Source organism: Tuberibacillus sp. Marseille-P3662 (assembly GCF_900178005.1).
Taxonomy (GTDB): Bacteria; Bacillota; Bacilli; order Bacillales; family Sporolactobacillaceae; genus Marseille-P3662.
Map to the genome: position 1 here is coordinate 362,809 of NZ_FXBS01000005.1, position 20,326 is coordinate 383,134.

General features: G+C 39.3%; 20 protein-coding genes and 1 pseudogene. 19 read left to right on the forward strand and 2 right to left on the reverse strand.

The window, feature by feature from the left end; genetic code table 11:
* The first annotated feature begins 75 nt into the window (after positions 1-75).
* The 9 genes from B9Y89_RS07885 (at position 76) to B9Y89_RS07925 (ending at position 9,537) form a co-directional block, all read left to right on the forward strand.
* Positions 76-942 carry a MurR/RpiR family transcriptional regulator gene (locus tag B9Y89_RS07885; RefSeq protein ID WP_085522682.1) on the forward strand — a complete coding sequence of 289 codons (867 nt, stop codon included), beginning with the start codon at positions 76-78 and terminating at the stop codon, positions 940-942.
* Between the two features lie 165 nt (positions 943-1,107).
* Complete coding sequence (locus B9Y89_RS07890) at positions 1,108-2,163, forward strand: DctP family TRAP transporter solute-binding subunit (protein ID WP_085522683.1); 1,056 nt, start codon at positions 1,108-1,110, stop codon at positions 2,161-2,163.
* Between the two features lie 100 nt (positions 2,164-2,263).
* Positions 2,264-2,746 (forward strand): TRAP transporter small permease, encoded by a 483-nt coding sequence (locus B9Y89_RS07895; protein ID WP_085522684.1) that lies wholly within the window; start codon positions 2,264-2,266, stop codon positions 2,744-2,746.
* A gap of 2 nt (positions 2,747-2,748) precedes the next feature.
* The gene (locus tag B9Y89_RS07900; RefSeq protein ID WP_085522685.1) at positions 2,749-4,026 is read left to right on the forward strand and encodes a TRAP transporter large permease; all 1,278 of its coding nucleotides are present in this window, start codon (positions 2,749-2,751) and stop codon (positions 4,024-4,026) included.
* A 113-nt stretch (positions 4,027-4,139) separates the two neighbouring features.
* Positions 4,140-5,177: a zinc-binding dehydrogenase gene (locus B9Y89_RS07905; protein ID WP_085522686.1), complete on the forward strand. Its 1,038-nt coding sequence runs from the start codon at positions 4,140-4,142 to the stop codon at positions 5,175-5,177.
* A 38-nt stretch (positions 5,178-5,215) separates the two neighbouring features.
* Positions 5,216-6,043: a class I fructose-bisphosphate aldolase gene (locus B9Y89_RS07910; protein WP_085522687.1), complete on the forward strand. Its 828-nt coding sequence runs from the start codon at positions 5,216-5,218 to the stop codon at positions 6,041-6,043.
* A 9-nt stretch (positions 6,044-6,052) separates the two neighbouring features.
* A complete protein-coding gene (locus B9Y89_RS07915) occupies positions 6,053-7,555 on the forward strand; it encodes a xylulokinase (protein WP_085522688.1) in 1,503 nt (500 codons plus the stop codon).
* Positions 7,556-7,582: 27 nt separating this feature from the next.
* On the forward strand, positions 7,583-8,560 hold the full coding sequence (locus B9Y89_RS07920) for a 2-hydroxyacid dehydrogenase (protein WP_085522689.1): 978 nt from the start codon (positions 7,583-7,585) through the stop codon (positions 8,558-8,560).
* 23 nt (positions 8,561-8,583) lie between these two features.
* On the forward strand, positions 8,584-9,537 hold the full coding sequence (locus B9Y89_RS07925) for a ribose-phosphate diphosphokinase (RefSeq protein WP_085522690.1): 954 nt from the start codon (positions 8,584-8,586) through the stop codon (positions 9,535-9,537).
* Positions 9,538-9,654: 117 nt separating this feature from the next.
* On the opposite strand, the gene B9Y89_RS07930 is transcribed toward B9Y89_RS07925, so the two are convergent.
* Complete coding sequence (locus B9Y89_RS07930) at positions 9,655-10,035, reverse strand: helix-turn-helix domain-containing protein (RefSeq protein WP_176222153.1); 381 nt, start codon at positions 10,033-10,035, stop codon at positions 9,655-9,657.
* A gap of 164 nt (positions 10,036-10,199) precedes the next feature.
* On the opposite strand from B9Y89_RS07930, the gene B9Y89_RS07935 reads away from it, so the two are divergent.
* From B9Y89_RS07935 to B9Y89_RS07975, 9 genes are all read left to right on the forward strand, one after another.
* The gene (locus B9Y89_RS07935; RefSeq protein WP_085522692.1) at positions 10,200-10,385 is read left to right on the forward strand and encodes a helix-turn-helix domain-containing protein; all 186 of its coding nucleotides are present in this window, start codon (positions 10,200-10,202) and stop codon (positions 10,383-10,385) included.
* Positions 10,386-10,708: 323 nt separating this feature from the next.
* Positions 10,709-11,215 carry a TRAP transporter small permease gene (locus B9Y89_RS07940; protein ID WP_085522693.1) on the forward strand — a complete coding sequence of 169 codons (507 nt, stop codon included), beginning with the start codon at positions 10,709-10,711 and terminating at the stop codon, positions 11,213-11,215.
* Complete coding sequence (locus B9Y89_RS07945; protein ID WP_085522694.1) at positions 11,212-12,489, forward strand: TRAP transporter large permease; 1,278 nt, start codon at positions 11,212-11,214, stop codon at positions 12,487-12,489. Before B9Y89_RS07940 ends, B9Y89_RS07945 begins: the two co-directional genes overlap by 4 nt.
* Positions 12,490-12,508: 19 nt before the next feature.
* Positions 12,509-13,291: a creatininase family protein gene (locus tag B9Y89_RS07950; RefSeq protein ID WP_085522695.1), complete on the forward strand. Its 783-nt coding sequence runs from the start codon at positions 12,509-12,511 to the stop codon at positions 13,289-13,291.
* 29 nt (positions 13,292-13,320) lie between these two features.
* Positions 13,321-14,340 carry a TRAP transporter substrate-binding protein gene (locus tag B9Y89_RS07955; protein ID WP_085522696.1) on the forward strand — a complete coding sequence of 340 codons (1,020 nt, stop codon included), beginning with the start codon at positions 13,321-13,323 and terminating at the stop codon, positions 14,338-14,340.
* A 78-nt stretch (positions 14,341-14,418) separates the two neighbouring features.
* On the forward strand, positions 14,419-15,594 hold the full coding sequence (locus B9Y89_RS07960; RefSeq protein WP_085522697.1) for a M20 metallopeptidase family protein: 1,176 nt from the start codon (positions 14,419-14,421) through the stop codon (positions 15,592-15,594).
* A gap of 259 nt (positions 15,595-15,853) precedes the next feature.
* Positions 15,854-17,053, forward strand: a complete 1,200-nt coding sequence (locus B9Y89_RS07965) for a M48 family metalloprotease (RefSeq protein WP_085522698.1) — start codon at positions 15,854-15,856, stop codon at positions 17,051-17,053.
* Positions 17,054-17,110: 57 nt separating this feature from the next.
* Positions 17,111-17,269 (forward strand): restriction endonuclease, encoded by a 159-nt coding sequence (locus B9Y89_RS19580; RefSeq protein ID WP_085522699.1) that lies wholly within the window; start codon positions 17,111-17,113, stop codon positions 17,267-17,269.
* 119 nt (positions 17,270-17,388) lie between these two features.
* Positions 17,389-18,165: an SDR family NAD(P)-dependent oxidoreductase gene (locus B9Y89_RS07975; RefSeq protein WP_085522700.1), complete on the forward strand. Its 777-nt coding sequence runs from the start codon at positions 17,389-17,391 to the stop codon at positions 18,163-18,165.
* Positions 18,166-18,183: 18 nt separating this feature from the next.
* Here B9Y89_RS07975 and B9Y89_RS19350 read toward each other — a convergent pair.
* Positions 18,184-18,311 (reverse strand): annotated as a pseudogene (locus tag B9Y89_RS19350) (IS256 family transposase); the annotation flags it as partial.
* 559 nt (positions 18,312-18,870) lie between these two features.
* Between B9Y89_RS19350 and nhaC the strand changes: the two are divergent.
* A complete protein-coding gene (gene nhaC / locus B9Y89_RS07980; RefSeq protein WP_085522701.1) occupies positions 18,871-20,298 on the forward strand; it encodes a Na+/H+ antiporter NhaC in 1,428 nt (475 codons plus the stop codon).
* The last annotated feature ends 28 nt before the right edge of the window (positions 20,299-20,326 follow it).

Genomic DNA, 20,326 nt, shown 5'->3' on the forward strand with positions numbered 1-20,326 from the left:
TTAAAAGGGAGTAGCGAAAGTATAATATTCTTGGTTATAATAGTGACAAAATCTACAAGAGGGTGACCCATTAAAATGGTAGAGTTTAAAGTCGATAAACCAACAAGTTTTAATTCAAGAGTTGAAGCAGCTTTTTCAAAATTAAAAGGAGCAGAAAAAAAAGTCGTCGATTTTATTAATCAAAGTCCTGAAGAAATTATTCACCTTTCTATTACCGAGGTGGCAGAAAGAAGTGATACAAGTGAGTCTTCCGTCGTAAGACTATGTAAAAGACTGGGCTATAAAGGTTTCCAAGATTTAAAAATAAATCTGGCTAGAGATATTATTACACCGAAAAAACAAATTCACGAAGTGATTGAGCCTGGTGATGATGTTAAGACAATCAAGAAAAAAGTATTTCAATCAAACGTTCAGGCCCTTTACGACTCTATTGAGGTTTTAAATGAAGATATGCTAATAAAGGCAATTGAGGCAATTTCTAAGGCGAATCGGATTGAGTTTTATGGTACTGGTGCTTCCGGAGCAGTTGCGATGGATGCTCAGCATAAACTATTAAAGTTAGGAGTTAAGAGTGCTGTCTATACGGATGCTACACTACAATCAATGTCAGCAAGCGTTCTCGAAAAAAATGACGTGGTAATAGGAATATCTCACACAGGATCTAATACAGATATACTACATGCTATGAAACTTGCTAAAGAAAATGACGTAACCATCATTTGTATAACAAATTTGTCGAGATCTCCGATGACAAAGATTTCTGATATTGAGTTACAAACCATGTCAAACGAAACAATGTTCAGAACAGATGCCATATCATCAAGGATAGCTCAATTGACAATTATTGATATTTTGGTAGCGGCTGTAGCCAATGCGAATTACGATTATTTTTATAACAACATTCAATTAACAAGGCGATCAACGAGCCATAAAAAGATGTAGGACCTAATGTGAAGGTTTTCTTCATTTTTTTAAAAAAAGTATTGAAGGAAATAACCATCATATGATAAGCTTTTCTTAACGGTGGTAATTTTCCGAATTCGATATCAATTTATTTTTTTTGACCTGTAATGAAACCGTTAACATTAACAAATTTAAAAGGGGGAAATGAAATTGAAGCTTAAGCTTTTTACACTGTTGATGGCATTAGTCATGGTCATTTCATTGGCTGCTTGTGGGAGTGAATCAACATCCGGTACTAGTGATGGGTCAAACGATGAAGGGGCTAAAAAAATTAAGTTGAATCTTTCAACTCCGGATCCTGACACCTCATCAATTACTTTGGCAGGAAAGCACTTTGCAGAATTAGTTAAGGAAAAGAGTGGCGGGTCTATTGAAGTTTCTGTACATCCAAATGGAACACTGTACGGAGGAGATCCCTCTGCAGCAGTAAAACAGCTAGGTGCAGGCAGTATTGACATGCTGGCATTATCAACATCTCTTTATGCAAATTTTGTTCCGGAATTCAATGCCATAAGTGTTCCATACTTATTTGATAGTAAAGAAAAATTTGTATCATTTCTCAATGGAGAACATGGCGATAAATTATTATCAATGCTGGATGAACTGAAAATTGAGGGGTTAGGGTTATGGACTCGTCCATTTAGACAAATAACAAACTCAAAACATCCAATCAAGAAGCCTGAAGATCTTAAGGGTATTAAAATAAGAGTGCCTAACAATCCTTTATGGGTAGAGTTTTTCAAACGAACGGGTGCAGTAACAACACCAATGGACTTTTCAGAAGTTTATAACGCCCTTCAGTTAGGAACGATCGGTGGACAGGAAAATCCAGTAGGTGTTATTAAGTCTGCTAAACTACATGAAGTTCAAAAGTATTTGACGATCTCTAATCATATGGCAGATGGATGGATTTTGGGAATTAATCAGGCCAAGTTTGGCGATTTAACTGATGATCAGAAAAAGGTTCTGCAAGAGGCCGCAAAAGAAACGCAATCTTGGAAATTAAAAGAGGATGAAAAGAACTTTAATTCAACTGTTGATTTTCTTAAGGAAAACGGTATGAAAGTGAATGAACTAACTTCAGATCAGCAAAAAGCATTTGTTGAGGTTTCGAAAGAGGCATATCCAGCATTTAAGAAGTTAGTAGAAAATGATGAGTTTTTCCAATCTGTCATAAAATTTGCTGGGAAGTCTGAATAGGTAAATATTACAAAAAACAGCCCCTTATTTGAACATAATTAAGTTTTTATTCATTTAGGGGCTGTTTACCAATTTATTGGGGAGGGAGGGTTGCATATCAATGTTCCGATTAATTTTTAAATATATAAATCTACTGTCGGATGTTCTAGCTGGGCTCTCATCTGTTTGCATTTTTATTGTGGTAATTCTACAAGTTATCGGCCGATTGATTGGGTATCCATTTCCGTGGACTGTTGAATTAACAAGATTTCTGTTTATTTGGCTGATTTTCCTAGGTATAAGTATTGGATTTCGAAAGGCAGAATCTCCAAGAGTAACGTTTCTAATTAATTATTTACCATTATATTTTAATAAAATCGCTGTATGGATATATGCAATTGCATCAATTGGTTTCTTTTTATTTATGTTGTACTCAGGGATCCAATTGACCCTACAACAATGGACGGTTAACGAAACCAGTTCGGCTCTTCAATTACCAATGTGGATTATAGGAATGAGTATTCCTTTTGCTGCATTAACAGGTGTGTTAAATGTCGTTCAGTCATTGTTGTATGATAAGGAGATAATTAAGAAAGGGGGGTAACGGTGTCTATATTTCTGATCATGTTATTCTTTGTTTTAATGTTTTTTGGTATACCAATAGCCGTTTCTTTGGGTATTGCGTCGGTCTTTACAATTGTTCTATTTACAGATGTGCCGATAAGTCTGATTATTCAATCAATGTATAGTTCGATGAACAGTTTCATTATGGTAGCAGTCCCGCTGTTTATTCTGGCCGGGATGTTAATGGACGAGGGCGGAATAGCAGAAAGAATATTTGATTTCGCAAAAAATGTTGTAGGGTGGATTACTGGCGGACTCGGTCATGTGAATATATTGGCAAACTTAATATTTGCCGGGATGGCTGGTTCGTCCGTTGCTGAAGTGGCCAGTATCGGGAAACTTAGCATCAATGCGATGACCAGGAATCATTACCCATTAAGGTATGCAACGGGAATCACTTTGGCTGCGTCAATGCTTGCAACTATTATTCCTCCAAGTATCTTAATGGTTATCGCAGCATCTGTTGCAGGTGTTTCAGTCGGAAAGGCCTTAATCGGGGGATTGATACCGGGATTAATTGTTGCCATTGCTTTCATGATTTTTAATTACTTCTATTCGAAAAAGCACCAATACGGCAAGCATATTCCATTTGATTTTAAACAGTTGATCAGCTCATTTGTTAAAGCATTACCGGCGTTACTAGCACCAGTTGTCCTTCTAGGAGGAATATTAAGTGGCTATTTCACACCCACTGAAGCAGCGGCAATAGCGGTTTTATATACACTTGTGGTTTCTTTGTTTATATATAAAATTATGAGTTTTAAACAGTTACCGGATGTTTTTTTTAGAACCGCAAAGTTATCGGGGACAATTTTGTTTATTGCAGTCACAGCCAAACCAGCTAGCTGGATTTTTGAGTATGATGGGCTTCCGATAAGAATCGCAACTTTCATAAGCGATGTAAGTAACAATCCCTTTGTTATCATGGCGATGTTGTTTGTCTTTCTCATCGTTGTTGGAATGTTTATGGACGCTACGGCAGCAATTTTTATACTTGTACCTATCTTAATGCCAACAATAAATGCTGTAGGTATTGACCCAATATTTTTTGTGATTTACATGGTTATTCTTTTATCATTCGGTTTGATTACACCTCCAATTGGTGTCTGTCTCTATGCTGCAGGAAACATTACGGGGCTTTCAATCGAGACAATCACTAAAAGTACGTTACCGTGGATTCTACTAACATTTGTGATATTATTTACGTTTATCGTTTTTCCAAGTTTGATTACAGTCCCATTAACTTGGTTTGGTTTATAAAAAATATTTTATATGAAGATTATATTCGCGATTTTTGTGTGTTATAATGAAGGAAATTACCACCGTAATATTGTGAATCATTAAAACTTGAATGATTCAAGGGAGGGAAATCGATGAGAGCAGCCAAATTTCAGGGGAAAAACAAAATTTCAGTGGAAGAGATGGAAACGCCGAAAATTACCAAAAATGAAATCTTGGTGCGTGTTTCCGTTAGTGCCGTATGTGGTACAGACGTAAGAATCTTCTTGGGAAACAAGACTAAAGGAGTCAGGGTTCCATCAATTATTGGCCACGAAACAACGGGAGTGATTGAGGAAATTGGGGATTGCATTGATGAGTATAACGTCGGAGAAAGAGTAGGTGTGATTCCCGTAATCCCTTGTCGTAAATGTTATTACTGTTTAAATGCAATGGAAAATGCGTGTCTTAATCGAGTTGCGATCGGCTATGAATTTGATGGAGGTTTCGCAGAATACCTAAAAGTACCGAAAGAGGCCGTTGAAGCCGGAAATTTAGTTAAATTGCCGGATAAAGTTTCTAATGAACAAGCGGTTGTTACTGAACCATTGGCTTGCTGCTTTAACGGACATAGGAAGTCAAACATTAAAGTCAACGACACTGTTGTTGTTGTAGGTGGTGGGCCGATTGGACTAATGCATGTCCAACTCGCGAAAATTGCTGGTGCTAAAAAAGTAATAGTAAGCGAACTTGTCAGTCATCGCAGGGAAAAAGCCCTGATCGCGGGTGCGGATCTTGCAATCAATCCTGATGAGGAATCATTAAATGAGGTAGTGTTAAAAGAAACAGAACATCTTGGTGCTGATGCTGTAGTAATGGCAATAGGGGTACCTGCAATTGTGAATGAGAGCATTAGCTTGTTAAGAAAAGGAGGTACAATCAATCTTTTTGCTGGCTTTACTAAAGGGGTAACATCTGACATTGATCCAAATTTCATTCATTATAATGAAGTTAATATTGTTGGGACCTCTGCGTTAAAACGCTCAGATTATCTTAATGCATTAGCATTGATTGAGTCCGGACAAATCAATACCGAGGTGCTAACCTCTAAGGGATATTCCTTGGATGACATTGAAAAGGCAATTCTTGACGTGAAGAACGGTATCGGAATGAAATCCCTAATTCATATATAGTGTAAACTTATAAAATATAAAAAATAGGAGTGAGTTTCATGGGATTGTTAGGAAAAAAAGTCCGTTTAAATCGTTTATTGAATCCAGAGAATGGTCGTTTGTTGGCAGTAGCAGTAGATCAGGCAATGGCAAGAGGTATTTTTGAAGAACTAATGCCAATTGAAAGGAAAGTTAACGAAATTATTGCAGGCGGTCCAGACGCAATTACAATGCATAAAGGTCTTGCTGACACATGCTTTGCCCCCAACGCTGGTAAAGCAGGGTTAATCTTAAAGTGTTCCACCTTTTCACCATGGCAACCTAATTATGATGTTCAAGTCTCAGAAGTTGAAGAAGCTATAAAATTAGGAGCCGACGCGGTATCAATGGGATGCATTGTTGGTGGTGATGATCAACCTGAACAGCTTCGTAATTTAGGTTATATTTCTGGGAAAGCGTCCTCATATGGAATCCCAGTTGTCGCTCATATTTATCCACGAGGAAATCAAATTCCAGATGATGAAAAGAATCATTGGAAACATACTGCATACGCGGTCAGAGCAGGTGCAGAATTAGGTGTAGATATTGTCAAAACAAAATATACTGGTTCACCAGAGACATTTAATAAAGTCGTAGAATCAACTCCTGGAAAGGTTGTAGTGGCAGGAGGAAATATTGGTTCAAATCCAGAAGATTATTTTCAAATGGTTTATGATGTAATTGATGCAGGTGGAACTGGTATTACGTTTGGTCGCTTTGTTTGGAATAACAGTAATCCTACTGCTGTCGTAAAAGCTTGTGCCCACATTATTCATGGTAATGGCACAGTAAATGAAGCTAGTGAGTTATATAATCAATTGGTTCATGAAAATGTTAAAGTAAATTAGGTGATTGGCTTGTCTCACGTTGTTGGAATTGATATCGGAAGTAGTAGCATAAAGGTTGCAGTAATGGATGATAGAGCAAATCTCAATTTTGTTTTCAGCGAAAGTTACTACTTCAAATATCCTAATAGGGATCATGTGGAAATCAATTTGGTAGAAGTATGGGAGAAAGTTAAAAGATTGCTTGTTAAAGCGATTCATAAAGTGAAGGAGAACAGCGGTAAAGTGGTGGGGATATCCCTTTCAACGTTTTGTAATTCGACGGTTATAATGGATGATACAGGGAATCCTTTATATCCCGGAATTGTTTATATGGATCAGAGAAGTAAAACGCAAGCAAATTGGGTCAAAGATACGATAGGAATTGATGAATTATACCAAGTTACAAGGAATCGAATTGAACCAGGCATGTTTTCAGTTACAACATTGTTGTGGTTTAAAGAGACTAGACCGGAATTATACGAGAAGACGTGTAGATGGGGTAATCTGTCAACTTTCATTTATGGCAAGTTGACAGGTGAATTCATTATGGACTGGACCCAAGCTTCTTTCTCAGGTGTCTTTGATATAAGAAGGTATGAATGGTCGGAAGTTTTGTGTTCTAAACTAGGTATTCCTTCATCATTTTTACCTGAAATAGTAGCTCCCGGTGAAATCGTAGGAATGACAAGTGGATTTGATACTGATATTTTAAATGGTATTTCAGTCATTGTTGGTGGGGCAGATACGGCCTGCTCCGCCCTCTCTGTAGGTATAGGGAATAATCAGGTGTTTGAATCAGTTGGAACCTCAAATGTTCTAACGGTTTGTATAGATAACTCAGATTTCTTGGATAGCCGCTTTCTAAATAGATGCCATGTGACCAAAGGAAGTTGGTTATCACACGGTGCAATGTCTACACCAGGCGCTAGTATTCGCTGGTTTTATGAGACATTTCTGAAAGATGATGGGGAGTCTTCAACTATTTTAGAGGAGTTGCCCCAGAAATCAAAAACTGGAGCGAATGGATTGTTTTTTTTACCTTATATGCAAGGTGAAAGATCTCCAATCTGGGATCCGAATGCTCGAGGGGTATTTGTGGGAATGCATTTAAATACTACTAAGGCGGATTTTTTACAAGCCATATTTGAGGGGTGCGCCTTAGGCCTTAGGGAAATTCAGGAGATTATAGAGGAGGAATACCAACTTTTTAGTGATTCATATCAATCAATTGGCGGTGGATCGCAAAATAAAATTTGGACCCAAATTAAATCTAATGTGTTGAATAAAAACATTGAAACGCTGGAAGTTAATGAGGCTGCCGCATATGGGACCTGTTTAATAGCAGGTTCGGGATTGGGATATTTACCACATTTAGAGCAGCTTCCTTCAACAATAAAAAACAATACATTATTTTGGAGTACACCCTCTGAAGAGAGAGTAGAACAGTATTCACATTTATATGAATTGTTTGCCGGGTTATACCCTGCACTAAAACAACATTTTGAAAAAGCAAATGGTTACTTGTCATCCTGAAAAAATACTTTAAAGGGTGTGTTTTCTTTGGACAGAAAGATTTATATAACGAGAAGGTTACCAGATGAAATAGTAGCCAAATTATCTAAGTACTTTTTGGTAGAGATGTGGGAAAAGGAAGACACACCGGTCCCTAGATCGATTTTAGAAGAAAAGGTCAAAGAAGTAGATGGATTGTTTTGCCTTTTAACAGAAGCGATTGACCGGGAACTGTTAGATCAAGCAAAGAATTTAAAAGTTATTAGTAATATGGCTGTCGGATACAATAATATTGATATTAACTATGCCACTCAAAAAGGGATTATGGTTACAAATACACCGGGAGTTTTAACAGAAACGACAGCAGATTTGACTTTTTCATTATTGATGGCTACTTCAAGACGTCTCTTGGAAGCTGATCAATTTCTAAGACAGGGTAAGTGGAAGACATGGTCTCCTTTTTTATTAACAGGGCAAGATGTTTTTGGATCTACACTTGGTATTATAGGCTTAGGCCAAATTGGTAAGGCTGTTGCTAGACGTGCCAAGGGATTCAATATGGAAGTTTTATATTACAATAGATCTAGAAAGTTTGATGCTGAACAAGAGTTAGGGATCCACTATACAGAGTTTGAAGACATTCTAAGACAATCTGATTTTTTATGTATTTTGGTTCCTTTTACTAAGGATACAGAAAATTTGATTAGCAGAAAACAATTTTCTTTGATGAAGGACAATGCTGTTCTTGTTAACACCTCGAGAGGTGGTGTGGTTAATGAGGACGAATTGTATAATGCTTTAGTAAATGGTGATATCTGGGCGGCAGGGTTGGATGTCTTTAACCAAGAACCAACGTCTATTGATCATCCGCTTATATCACTCAATAATGTTATTACACTCCCACATATCGGAAGCGCCAGCTACGGAACACGGATGCGAATGGCATATCTTAATACAGAAAATCTAATACGTAGTCTGGCAGGAGATAAACCTGTACACTTAGTCAATGAGGAACTTTCCAATTAGGTATAATAGGAGAATAACGCCTTATGAAAAACACCAATCAAAAAATTAAGCTTTTCACTTTGAATTCCAATTCATGTTTAGCTGAGGAAATTGCTAAACATACAGGAATTCCTCTTGGTTCTTGCTCAGTAAAAAAATTCAGTGATGGTGAAATTCAAATTAATATTGAAGAAAGTATTCGTGGATGTGATATCTTTGTTATCCAATCGACATCTGATCCCATTAATGAGAATCTAATGGAATTGTTGATTATGATTGATGCGCTTAAGAGAGCATCCGCAAAAAACATTAACGTTGTTATCCCTTATTATGGATACGCCCGTCAGGATCGTAAAGCTAGTGCAAGAGAGCCGATTACCGCTAAATTAGTAGCAAATTTACTCGAAACGGCGGGAGCCAGCCGGGTGCTCACAATTGATTTACATGCGCCACAAATTCAAGGATTTTTCGATGTACCTGTGGATCAATTATTAGGGGTCCCCATTCTATCAAACTATTTTAGGCAAAAGAACAAAAATGATTTAATAATAGTAGCGCCAGACAATGGAGGAGTTTATAGAGCAAGGAAGATGGCTGAGAGATTAAACGTCCCAATTGCTTTTCTAGACAAACGTCGTCCTGAGCCAAATTCGGTAGAAGTTATGAATATAATTGGAGATGTAGGAAACAAGCATGCTGTGATTATTGATGACATTATCGATACTGCAGGCACGATCAAAGTGGCCAGTCGGGTTTTGAAGCAATACGGTGCTAGAAAGGTTTCTGCGTGTTGTACACATCCTGTACTATCCGGTCCCGCGGTTGAGCGTATTGAGTCATCAGAAATTGAGGAGCTTGTAGTCACTAATACAATATCTCTTCCTAATGAAAAGCAAATTGACAATATGACAACTTTGTCGGTTGCGCCTCTTTTAGCTGAAGCTATAAAAAGGGTTTATGATAATCTATCTGTAAGTGAATTGTTTGAAAAGAGTTAAAATGTTCATTTTTAGGAAACCCTTGTTAAATTTACATCACTTCTAATAGTCCCGGGTAGACTTTAAAATATAGTCTTCCGGGACCGTTTTTTTTAATGGTCGTTTGGAAAAAATTTCTTACTTCTCTCCCTTATCTTCAGAATCTCTATACCTCTCCTTATATTTAAGAAACCGCAGAATATCCAAAAGCTCATCCTTAACTTGTTCATTAGATCCGGGGATTTCCTTAAAAGCTGTATGGACTTCTGGGTCTTTGATAAGTTGAAGGAGTTCTGGATCATAGTGTTTATATTCTAATTGGCTTTTGCCAGTTAATATATAATCTGTTGTTACATTGAAAAAAGCGGCTAGCTTCAGAAGCGTTTCATAATCCGCCTGATTAGCGTCGGTTTCGTATCTTGCATATGTCGCTCTACGAATCCCTATGCGGTTAGAAAGTTCTTGCTGGGATAGATCTTTTTTATTTCTTAGTTCCTTTAATCGCTCTCCAACGGTCATGGGATGGCTCTCCTTCGTCAGCATGATGCTTTCATTTTAAAAGATATGTGACTGAAATTCACATTATGGGATAAAAAATCACAAAAAATATTGACAAACGTGATTATTGTGATAATATGTCACTATAGTTGCAGTGAGGTTAGATCACGAGGAGGTCTACAGCCATGAAAAATCATTGGCTAGTAACTCTTAGGACAAATAGGAACCTGACTCAGGAAGAAGTGGCTAAGCTTTCGTCAATTGAAAGGTCTTACTACACAAAAATTGAAAATGGTACTGTTCCAAGTGTCAAGGTGGCTCAAAGGATTGCACAAATTTTAGATTTTGAATGGATGATTTTTTTTGATTAAAATTGTGATTTAATATCACAAATGAAGAAAACGTGATCGAGCGACATTCGGGCGACGTGTAGGGACACAAAAAAGAGAGTGAATTTTAGACCAATTTTAGGAGGGTGATTCTTTCAGTATTGGAAACCCGAGTATTGCGATCCCGGACAGTGCTAAGAAGAAGTTAGATTTGGATTATCGCTGCCCGTTATCTAGGTTCCATTGTGTCATCATCGATAGGAAGATCTATTAAATGAAATATACCTGGTTCTAGGTGAGACATCGTATATGTATTGGTGTTTTATGGTCTTGTTTTAAATGCTGTATGAAAGGAGGGATTTGTCGTGAAAGAAAGAGATCTGGCTATGCTCCCTCGTTATTTAATCAGCCTCATGTTGTTTATCATTTTTGCGCTGACGATCATTCAGGTTTTTTGTCGGTTTGTTTTGGACAGCCCATTAACTTGGACTTCTGAGCTTTCCCGTTTGTTATTGATTTGGATGGTGATGATCGGGGCTGGGGTGGTGACCTATGATCGGGTTCATCTTTCAGTTGACGCAATCTATCAAAAATTGTCGGTCCGTCCACGGTTTTATCTGTCGATGTGCTTGCAATTGATCATCTTTGCCTTTCTGATAACCACCATCATATCGAGTTTTCATTTGATCAGGGTCTCAAATGACATTGCATCCGGTGCATTAGGAATATCTTATGCTTATTGGAGAGTTGCTGCTCCGATCGGGTTCTTGTTCATCATCGGTTATGGTGTCATTCGGCTGTACCAAGATTGTCGGTTGTATATGAAAGGGTTGTATCCGCGAGAGGGCGATGAAGGGGAGGACATGCTTTGATTTTGTTGATTATTGCTATATTACTGTTCCTCATCATTTTGGGGATGCCAATTTCCTTTGCTTTGGGCACATCTTCATTGGTTTATCTTTTGATTGAAGGCTACGACCTTTCCATGGTGACCCAAAGTATTGTGGGCGGGGTGAATTCATTTACGATTCTTGCTGTCCCGTTTTTCCTAATGGTTGGGGAATTGATGAATTTTGGAGGGATCACTGACCGGATTATTCGAATGGCGCGTGTGTTGGTTGGGCATTTCAAAGGCGGATTGGCACAGGTTAACATTTTGGCGAGTCTATTTTTCTCAGGGATCTCAGGTTCTGCTACGGCGGACACTGTTGCATTAGGCTCGGTTCTCATCCCGTCGATGAAGAAGGAAGGCTATGATGATCGATTCGCTGCAGCGATAACGGCGGCGTCCTCGATTGTAGGACCGATTATTCCACCTAGTATTACGTTAATTATCTTTGGCATTACAACCCAGCAGCCAATCGGCCCATTATTGATGGCCGGCATTGTACCCGGTGTGATGATCGCGCTTTCCCTCATGGTTTATACCTATTTTGTATCGGCCAAGAGAGGGTATCCGCAATATCCGCGGGCGACGTTTCGGGAAGGAAGAAAGGCATTTGGTCAGGGTATTGCGGCGCTGCTCATGCCTTTGATTATTATTGGCGGAGTGCTAAGCGGTGTATTCACGGCAACAGAATCCGCAGCTGTAGCTGTATTTTACGGGATTGTGATTGGGGTTTTCTATTACCGGAATATAGATCTCAAAGGTTTTGTTGGAATTGTTAAGCGGAGCAGTGTTGAAAGCGCTAACATACTATTTGTTCTGGCATCAGCTTCAATATTTGCCTGGGTGGTTACACGAGCTAGAATTTCTACGGTTGTCGCTGATTTTGTTTTAGGATTTTCCACGAATCCGACGATCATCATGATCCTATTAATTTTATTCTTGCTATTGATTGGTCTGTTCATGCTTCCATCTGAGGCGATTCTAGTTTTTGCACCGATCTTAACACCACTTGCAGCTCAAGTGGGGGTCAATCCGATTCATTTCGGAGTGTTGATGGTCTTAACGTTAACAATTGGAGGAGCCACGCCGCCGGTTGGTATTCTTTTATACATTGTAGCGGATATTGGCAAAGTACCTTTTATGAAGCTTGTTCGATCCATGGGTCCATTTTATATTCCTTTATTGATTGCAGTATTAATAACAGCTTTTATTCCACAATTGACGATGTATATTCCCAATCTATTTTTCTTGGAATAACGAAGGAGGACGTTAGGTCATGAAGAAACACGCATTGCATCATATGACATGGAAAGAAGTTGAGGCGGCATTCTCAGAGGATCCGGTCGTTCTAATCCCTCTTGGCTCGATGGAGGAGCATGGTCCTCACTCGCTGACAGGTGATTTCCTAGCAGCGGCTGAGGTTGCCAAGAGAACGGCGGAACAACTCGGAGTGCTGTATCTGCCGGCTGTTCCGTTTGGTTGTTCAGAATATTTCCGCGGTTATCCAGGGACGATTTCGCTTTCACCGCAAACGGTACAGGGTTTGTTGACGGATATTTGTGAGAGTTTAATAGAGCATAATGTGACAAAAATCATATTCATAAATGGTCATGCCGGGAATGCTTCAACGATTGAACATGTAGCTAGAGAAATCAAACGGGAAAAACGTTTGAAGGTGGCATCACTTGATTTGTGGCGTTCTTTGAGCCCGGCATTTAAGCAGGAACTCTATGGAGAGAACGATCCTTCAGGGCATGGGGGTGAGCCCTTAACATCGGTGATGCAATACCTTTATCCGGCAGATATGAGAATGGATCAACTCCCGAACATGGAGAGAGTCTGCCAATGGCGGGACTTGGACGTTTCTGGGTTGTCAAAAGTCAGAACCGATAACACTGAATACGCTATTTACTTTAATATGGAAGAACTCTCCTCGGAAGGCATTCTGGGAGATCCTCAAGCTGCTTCGGCAGAAAAGGGGGAAGCCATTATCGATCACATAGTCCATAAAGCCGCAGCTGTGGTAGGCATGGTTAAAGAAACGGACATGCGTGAATAAAAATCAAAAGACAAGAAAGAGGGATGGTCATGATAAAGAAATCTTTGTTACTTACGGTATTTGTTGTCTTAGGATTAAGTCTCATTCTCGCTGGTTGTGGTGGCAACAAATCCAGCGGTACAAGCAATGATAAGAAAAGTTATGAAATCAGTTATAGCACATGGGCGAATGAAGGAGAACCAGCATATGTCGGGATGCAGCGGTTTAAAAAAATTGTGGAAGATAAGACCGGTGGTAACGTCAGTGTAAAATTATTTCCATCCAATCAAATTGGTACTACAGAGGAACAGCTTGAACAAGTAAAAATGGGCACGATTCAAATGATGTCCAGCGGGAATCCGGGTATGAAGAAACTAGAGTATTTGGCTCTTCCTTATTTGATGAAGTCTAATGATAATTGGCTGAAAGTATTGAATTCCTCAGTCGGAGAGAAGTGGAATAAACAACTTGTTGACGATAAGGGGATTCGCAATATCGGCTTATTACCTAGAGGGCCGCGCATTGTCTCAGCCAATAAAGAGATTCACACACCTGAAGATATGAAAGGGCTTAAGATCAGGGTGCCGACGCGTGATTATTATGTGCAAACGTTTGAAGCTTTAGGTGCCAATCCAACCCCGATGGATTTTGGTGAAGTGTACTCAGGGTTACAAACGGGTGTGGTTGATGGTCAGGAAAATCCACTTGAAACCATCTATTCGGCAGGATTTTCCGAAGTTCAAGATTATATGATTATCACCCATCATATGTATAAACCGGCTTTTGTCACAATTAATGAAGAGTTCTATCAAAATTTGCCGGAAGATTATCGTAACATTATTACGGATGCTGCGAAGCAAGCGCAAAAATATGCGGAGAAAGATATGGAGAAAAAACATGCCAAAATGAAAAAGGAAATGAAAGAGGACGGCGCGACGTTTATTGAACCGGATTTGGAACCGTTTATTCAGGCGACCCAGTCGGTGCGAGATCGCCTCGGCAAAAAAGTCTGGGGTGAAGATACGTACGAAAAAATTAAGGAGTTAGGACAAGCTAATACAGAAGACTAGTTTTCATAGAAATGATGCAAGGTTGTTGCCCGCTCAACGACCTTGCATCCACAATCTTTTAGCTGAAGGAAGGATTATATGGAAGTCAAGGAAATGGCCAAAAGTCTGGAGAGCCATGTCATAGAGATTCGGCGACGTATGCATCAACATCCAGAATTGAGTTCCTTTGAATATCAAACATCGAAATTGGTTAAAGAAACGTTAGAAAATAGAGGTTTTGAAATTTCATCTGAAGTGGGTGGTACTGGTGTGGTCGCTTTGTTAAGAGGAAAGCATCCTGGAAAGACCATTGGCTTACGGGCTGATATGGATGCTCTACCCATTAGTGAACAAACTGATCTTGCTTTTTCGTCAGAAACCGCGGATGTCATGCACGCCTGCGGTCATGATTTTCACACATCAATTTTATTAGGCACGGCGCTTATCTTAAGTGAATGTCGCGATCAACTAAGAGATAACGTGAAGTTTATTTTCCAACCGGCGGAAGAAAATATGTCAGGCGCACAAAGCATGATCGCAGCTGGTGTCCTGCAGAATCCTCGTGTTGATGCCCTCGTTTGTTTGCACTGTTGGCCGCCTCTTCCGGCAGGGACGATCGGTGTTCGTAAGGGGCCCATTATGGCAGCTAGTGATTTTTTCAATATCAATATAAAAGGAACAGGGGGACATGCCGCTCATCCGCACAAAAGCACTGATCCTGTCCCTATTGCCGGCCATGTTGTGACGGCCTTGCAGCACATTGTGTCAAGAGAAGTAGCACCTTTGGATCCAGCTGTGGTGACGGTGGGACAAATAAATGGCGGGTCGGCAAGAAATGTCATTGCTCAAGACGTTGAGATGTCAGGGACGGTGAGGACGACGGATCCCGGAACTCGAAGGGAGATCCCTGACATTATGAAAAGAATCGTCAGCAAGACGGCTGAAAGCATGAATGGGGAAGCAGATATCCAATATCATAAGGGGTCACCTTCTCTCGTTAACGATGATGATCTTGTGGATTTATTGGAAGATACGGTCACAAGTGCTTTGGGGAAAGAATATTTCCATGAGTTAAAAGAGCCATCGCTGGGTGGAGAGGATTTTGCCTTTTATCTGGATCATGTCCCGGGTATGTTATTCCGATTAGGGACGAATAACGGCACAGAAGCTTCCAAACTACCGTTGCATAATCCTGGTGTCATCTTTGACGAAGCGGCCCTGGTTCCGGGGATGACCGCGATGAGTGAATTGGCTTTAAGATATTTAAAGGGTTAGTGAGCACGGTGTTGGGTTGATCGGGCGTCTACTTGTTGAAAGCTGTCCGGCTTTTGGCGAGTAGACTTTTTATGGGGAAAAGTTGATTAGTAATGTCCCTTCAAGGTGATATCATTCCTACGTCTTTATCGGATGGGACTGGGTTAAATTGTGAAGATAGTGTCGTGTTTGCTTACAAATCTATCATAATGCAACAATGCAAGGTATAATGGATAATATAACATTCAATTTTTGGCATATTAAGAAAGGGGAAAATCGAGTGATTGCTTGGTTTTTTTACTTATCGCTGACCCATAAAATTCTTTTTGGGATTGCTGGTCTTGTTGTGATTTTTCTCTATGTCTTTTGGTTAACAACTTATACGCTTAATGTCCATCAGCAAACGAAGTCTCCTGAGCATACCATTAGTCGGATCAAATTTTTTAACAAACCTATGAACCTACTATTGCTTTTTCTAGACTTTGTCTTGAACTTTTTACTGATTTGGACGGAACTATCTCAAGTGCTTGTCGATGATCCTGATGTCGTCGTTTATATTAGTCTATTGGCAGCGTTCGTTTTATTTTGTCTTGTCACCATGGTGAATCAACAGATCTCATTTAACGCAACACAGACGATTCAAGGATTCACTGTTACAAGGAAAGAAAAATTGGGGAGAACCATACGTGTACAATTGATGCTTTTCGCTTTTTTACTTGTCGTATGTTTCATTGCCTATGGGTTTGTCAATCGTCATTATGACGATTATGGATTCACGGTTCTAGTTATTCTTGCCGGCCTGTGCATGGGAATTTTGACCGACCTTTTATCAGGGAAAACCACGGATGTTAAGCCGCTGGAGGATCAGGAACTTGGACAACACCTTCAGGATTATGTAAAAAGGGAAGGTATTCGGGACGTAAACTTTTATACCTTCTCAAACCAAAAGAGAGAAAAGGCAAATGTCATCGTGACAGGCTTTCGGACGAAGCGTTTTTTCTTTGCAGAAGATCTCTTTGAGGACTTTACGGTCAAGCAACTTGAGAGTGTTGTAATACGTGGTCTCAGTCAGATCAAACAGAAGCATTCGTTGATTCACTACGCTATTTTGCTGTTTTCTTTGCTTCCACTGTACGGGGTGGCATCCTTAATCAACTGGTATGAAAATGCCAATGGGGTGGTCGTTCCTGGATTGATCACTTTTGGGATGTACGTCATCTGTTTTGTTCTCTATTCCTGCTTTTTATCGCCCCTTATTTTCCGTATCATGGAGCGCCGAGCCGATCAATATGTCTTGGACCAAGGTGTGGATTATCGGGATTTTACAATAGCATTACTCAAAATCAAAGAGCTTAAGGATTGTCCGAGTAAAACCAAACGCTCAATTGCCCGTCGAGTTAGATGGATCGTTCAAAAGTCCGGGGGGTCAAGGGAAGAAGTGGAACATTATCGAAAGGCCGAAGATGACTTGTCTCAATGAAACGTATGGAATTGCCTATGTACGCATGCGTCATTAGAAAAGAAGAATTACCTAGGTATTGTAGAATGCAAGAGAAATAATGTGCAGAAAGTTACAAGACCCCAGATTCAACAATTCCACAGTGCTATCATTGATTCAAAAGCCAAGGAGGGATTTTTCGTTACAACCAATGACTTTACCAGTAAAGCCTATTCTTATGTGTTAGAATTTTTATGAAAGATTATTTTCATCATTAATGAATTTAAAGTGAATTATAAAAAATAAATCTTGTAAAAGCAACTCTACATGAATTGAATCTTAAACTACATTAAATAAATTTCAATGGGAGATTACATATGAATGAGCGGAAACTAAAAAATAGAACAGCAATTGTTACAGGAGGAACCAAAGGGATTGGTATGGCAATTGCCATTAAACTTGCTTACGAAGGAGCCAGTGTCTTTATCATTGGTCGAAATAAGGGAGCTGGAGAAAAAGTTGTAAAAGATACACAAGGGCAAATTTCTTTTATTCAAGCAGATGTATCTAAACCAGAGGAAGTTAAAAACCTGATCGATCAAACGGTTCAACAGACGGGGCGACTAGATATTTTGGTAAATAATGCAGGAGTGCAATATGAACAAAACATCGAACATACATCGCCAGAAGATTGGGATAAAGTGATGAATGTAAACTTGAAGAGTGTTTTTTTATGCAGTAAATATGCGATTCCACATATGCGATATCAAGGTGGTGGAAAAATCATTAACACAGCATCCATTGATGGATATTGGGCTGAACCGAACCTAGGTGCTTATTGTACTTCAAAAGGTGGAGTCCAATCACTAACAAAGTCGATTGCATTAGATTTTGCTCATGATGGAATTTTGTGTAACTGCCTATGTCCAGGATACATAGAAACTGAAATGACAGAAAGCTATATGAAAACACAAAGTAACCCCGAACAAGCAAGAAATCAGTTAGCCAAACGTCATCCAGTGCAGCGTATCGGAAAACCTGAGGATATAGCAGAAGCCGCGTTTTGGTTAGCTACGCAAGAATCAAACTTTGTAACGGGGCAATCGATTACAGTTGATGGCGGATTAACTCTAGGAAATACTAATTTCAAATAAAAAAATGATAACGTAATTTGATTCGAACATGGGTCCGAATACAGCCTTCAGTGCATTCTGCTATCTTCCACAGATTTTGGTTGGTAGTTTTCAAGAATTTGATTCGCCAGCTCTCTGGATGTCGCCTCACCCTTGGATTTCCCCAATAGAACGCCCTCCTATCATTTGTTTTATCCTTTTCCGTGAATTCGTTTATTCTTTTTACCCCCGATTTTATGGGTTGATTTGATTGTTCTTATCTTTTTGAGGCTGTATCCATTTTAAAGGTGTAATTTTACATTCATCTAATTCTTTGTTGTATATTTGTGGATCCAGAGTATTAATAACTAGTAATCAATAATTGGCACAAACATTGCATATTAGCAATAGATAAAATTTTATTTGAATGCGCTTACTTATGGAGTGGCTGGAGATGTGCATGGTTTAAATAATCAGGATAAATAGTGTTGCAGACGATAAGAAACGAGGTACTGCTGACAACTATTTCAGAGAAAATGAGTACCTTCTGTAAATGTCAAATTTTTATGACAGTCAGATTTAAATGTGTAAAGTTTTTTTAAATGCATCATTACTTTTAGCTATCATTAATGGAAAAATATATTGAAAAAAGAAGGAATATTCTGTTATATGGGGGGTTCAAGTTAAATAATAAAGTGTTTTGTAAGTGCTTAATAACTTTATTAATAAAAATGGGAGGATTTAAAAATGAAACCAAAAGAACCGAAATTTATTGAAGTATTTCTCGTCCTTTTTATATTTCTAGCCATGATGTCGGTATCAGTCGCTGTTTTCGACATACCATTTCAAATTCCACTCTTTGCTTCATGGTTTATCATGATTGGCCTTGGATTAAAGTTGAAACACACGTATAAAAGTCTTCAAGACTCGATTATAACGGGTATATCAAAAGGTCTGGAAGCAACCATGATTTTATTTACTGTAGGGGCCTTGATTGGCACTTGGATAGCAGGTGGCATTGTGCCAGCACTCATTTATTACGGATTGGCCATTATCAATCCAAACGTATTTTTAGTGGTTGCCATGATTCTGTTAGCTATTACGGCTTTATCAACGGGTACATCTTTTGGGGCAGTTGGTACCAGCGGGATTGCCATGATGGGAGTCGGCGAAAGCTTCGGCATTCCATTACCATTGGTAGCAGGAGCCGTTATATCGGGTGCTTATGTCGGTGATAAATTGTCTCCTTTATCAGATACAACAGTCATGACAGCTTCACTGACAGAAGTGCCGGTCATCAAGCATGTGAAAGGAATGTTGCCTGTCAGTCTTCCTTCATTACTTATCACGGGTATTCTATTTACATTAGTTGGATTCTTCTATGTTGGAGATCAAATTGACATGAGTCGGGCCAATGCTGCATCTGAGGCTTTGATCAGCACTTTCAGTATTCATTGGTATGTTTTGATCCCGCTTGTTATCGTCATTGGTTTGCTGGCCATGAATAAACCAGCGATACCTGTTATAGCTTTTGGTGCCTTGCTGGGAATTATATGGGCAGCTATTTTCCAAGGAGTGGATGTTGTTTCTGCCATAACGACGTCATATTCTGGCTTTGAAATCAATTCTGATAGTGAATTTTTAAATGAGTTATTGAATACAGGTGGAATTGAATCCATGTTGGGCGTTATTGCCTTGATTTTGTTGGCTCTTGGATTTGGGGGATTGCTTGATAAATTAGGTATATTGCAGGCTCTATCCAATCTGTTTGATGGTTGGGTAAAGGAAAGTACTGGGAAACTCACATTTTCAACGATGGCAACCGCCTTCTTTGGTAACTTGTTCGGGAGTGCCGCTTATGTAGGTGTTATTACAGGGTCAAAAACAACAGAAAAACTGTATGATGACAGAAATATTGACCACAGAGTATTATCAAGAAATTCGGAAGGTGGCGGAACAGTAACAGTTCCCATGATACCATGGTCGGATGCTGGTGTTTTTATGGCTACCACTCTGGGCATTTCCACCATCTCCTACTTACCGTTTTTGTGGTACAACTTTGTAGGGATTATTGTTACATTCCTTTATGGCTATATGGGGTGGTATTTTTGGAAGAATAAAGAACAGACTGAAGAAGATGCCGAAAAAGAATCAGAGGTATTTAAGGCGGAATAAACGTGTTGGTTTTCGGCATCCGGAAAAA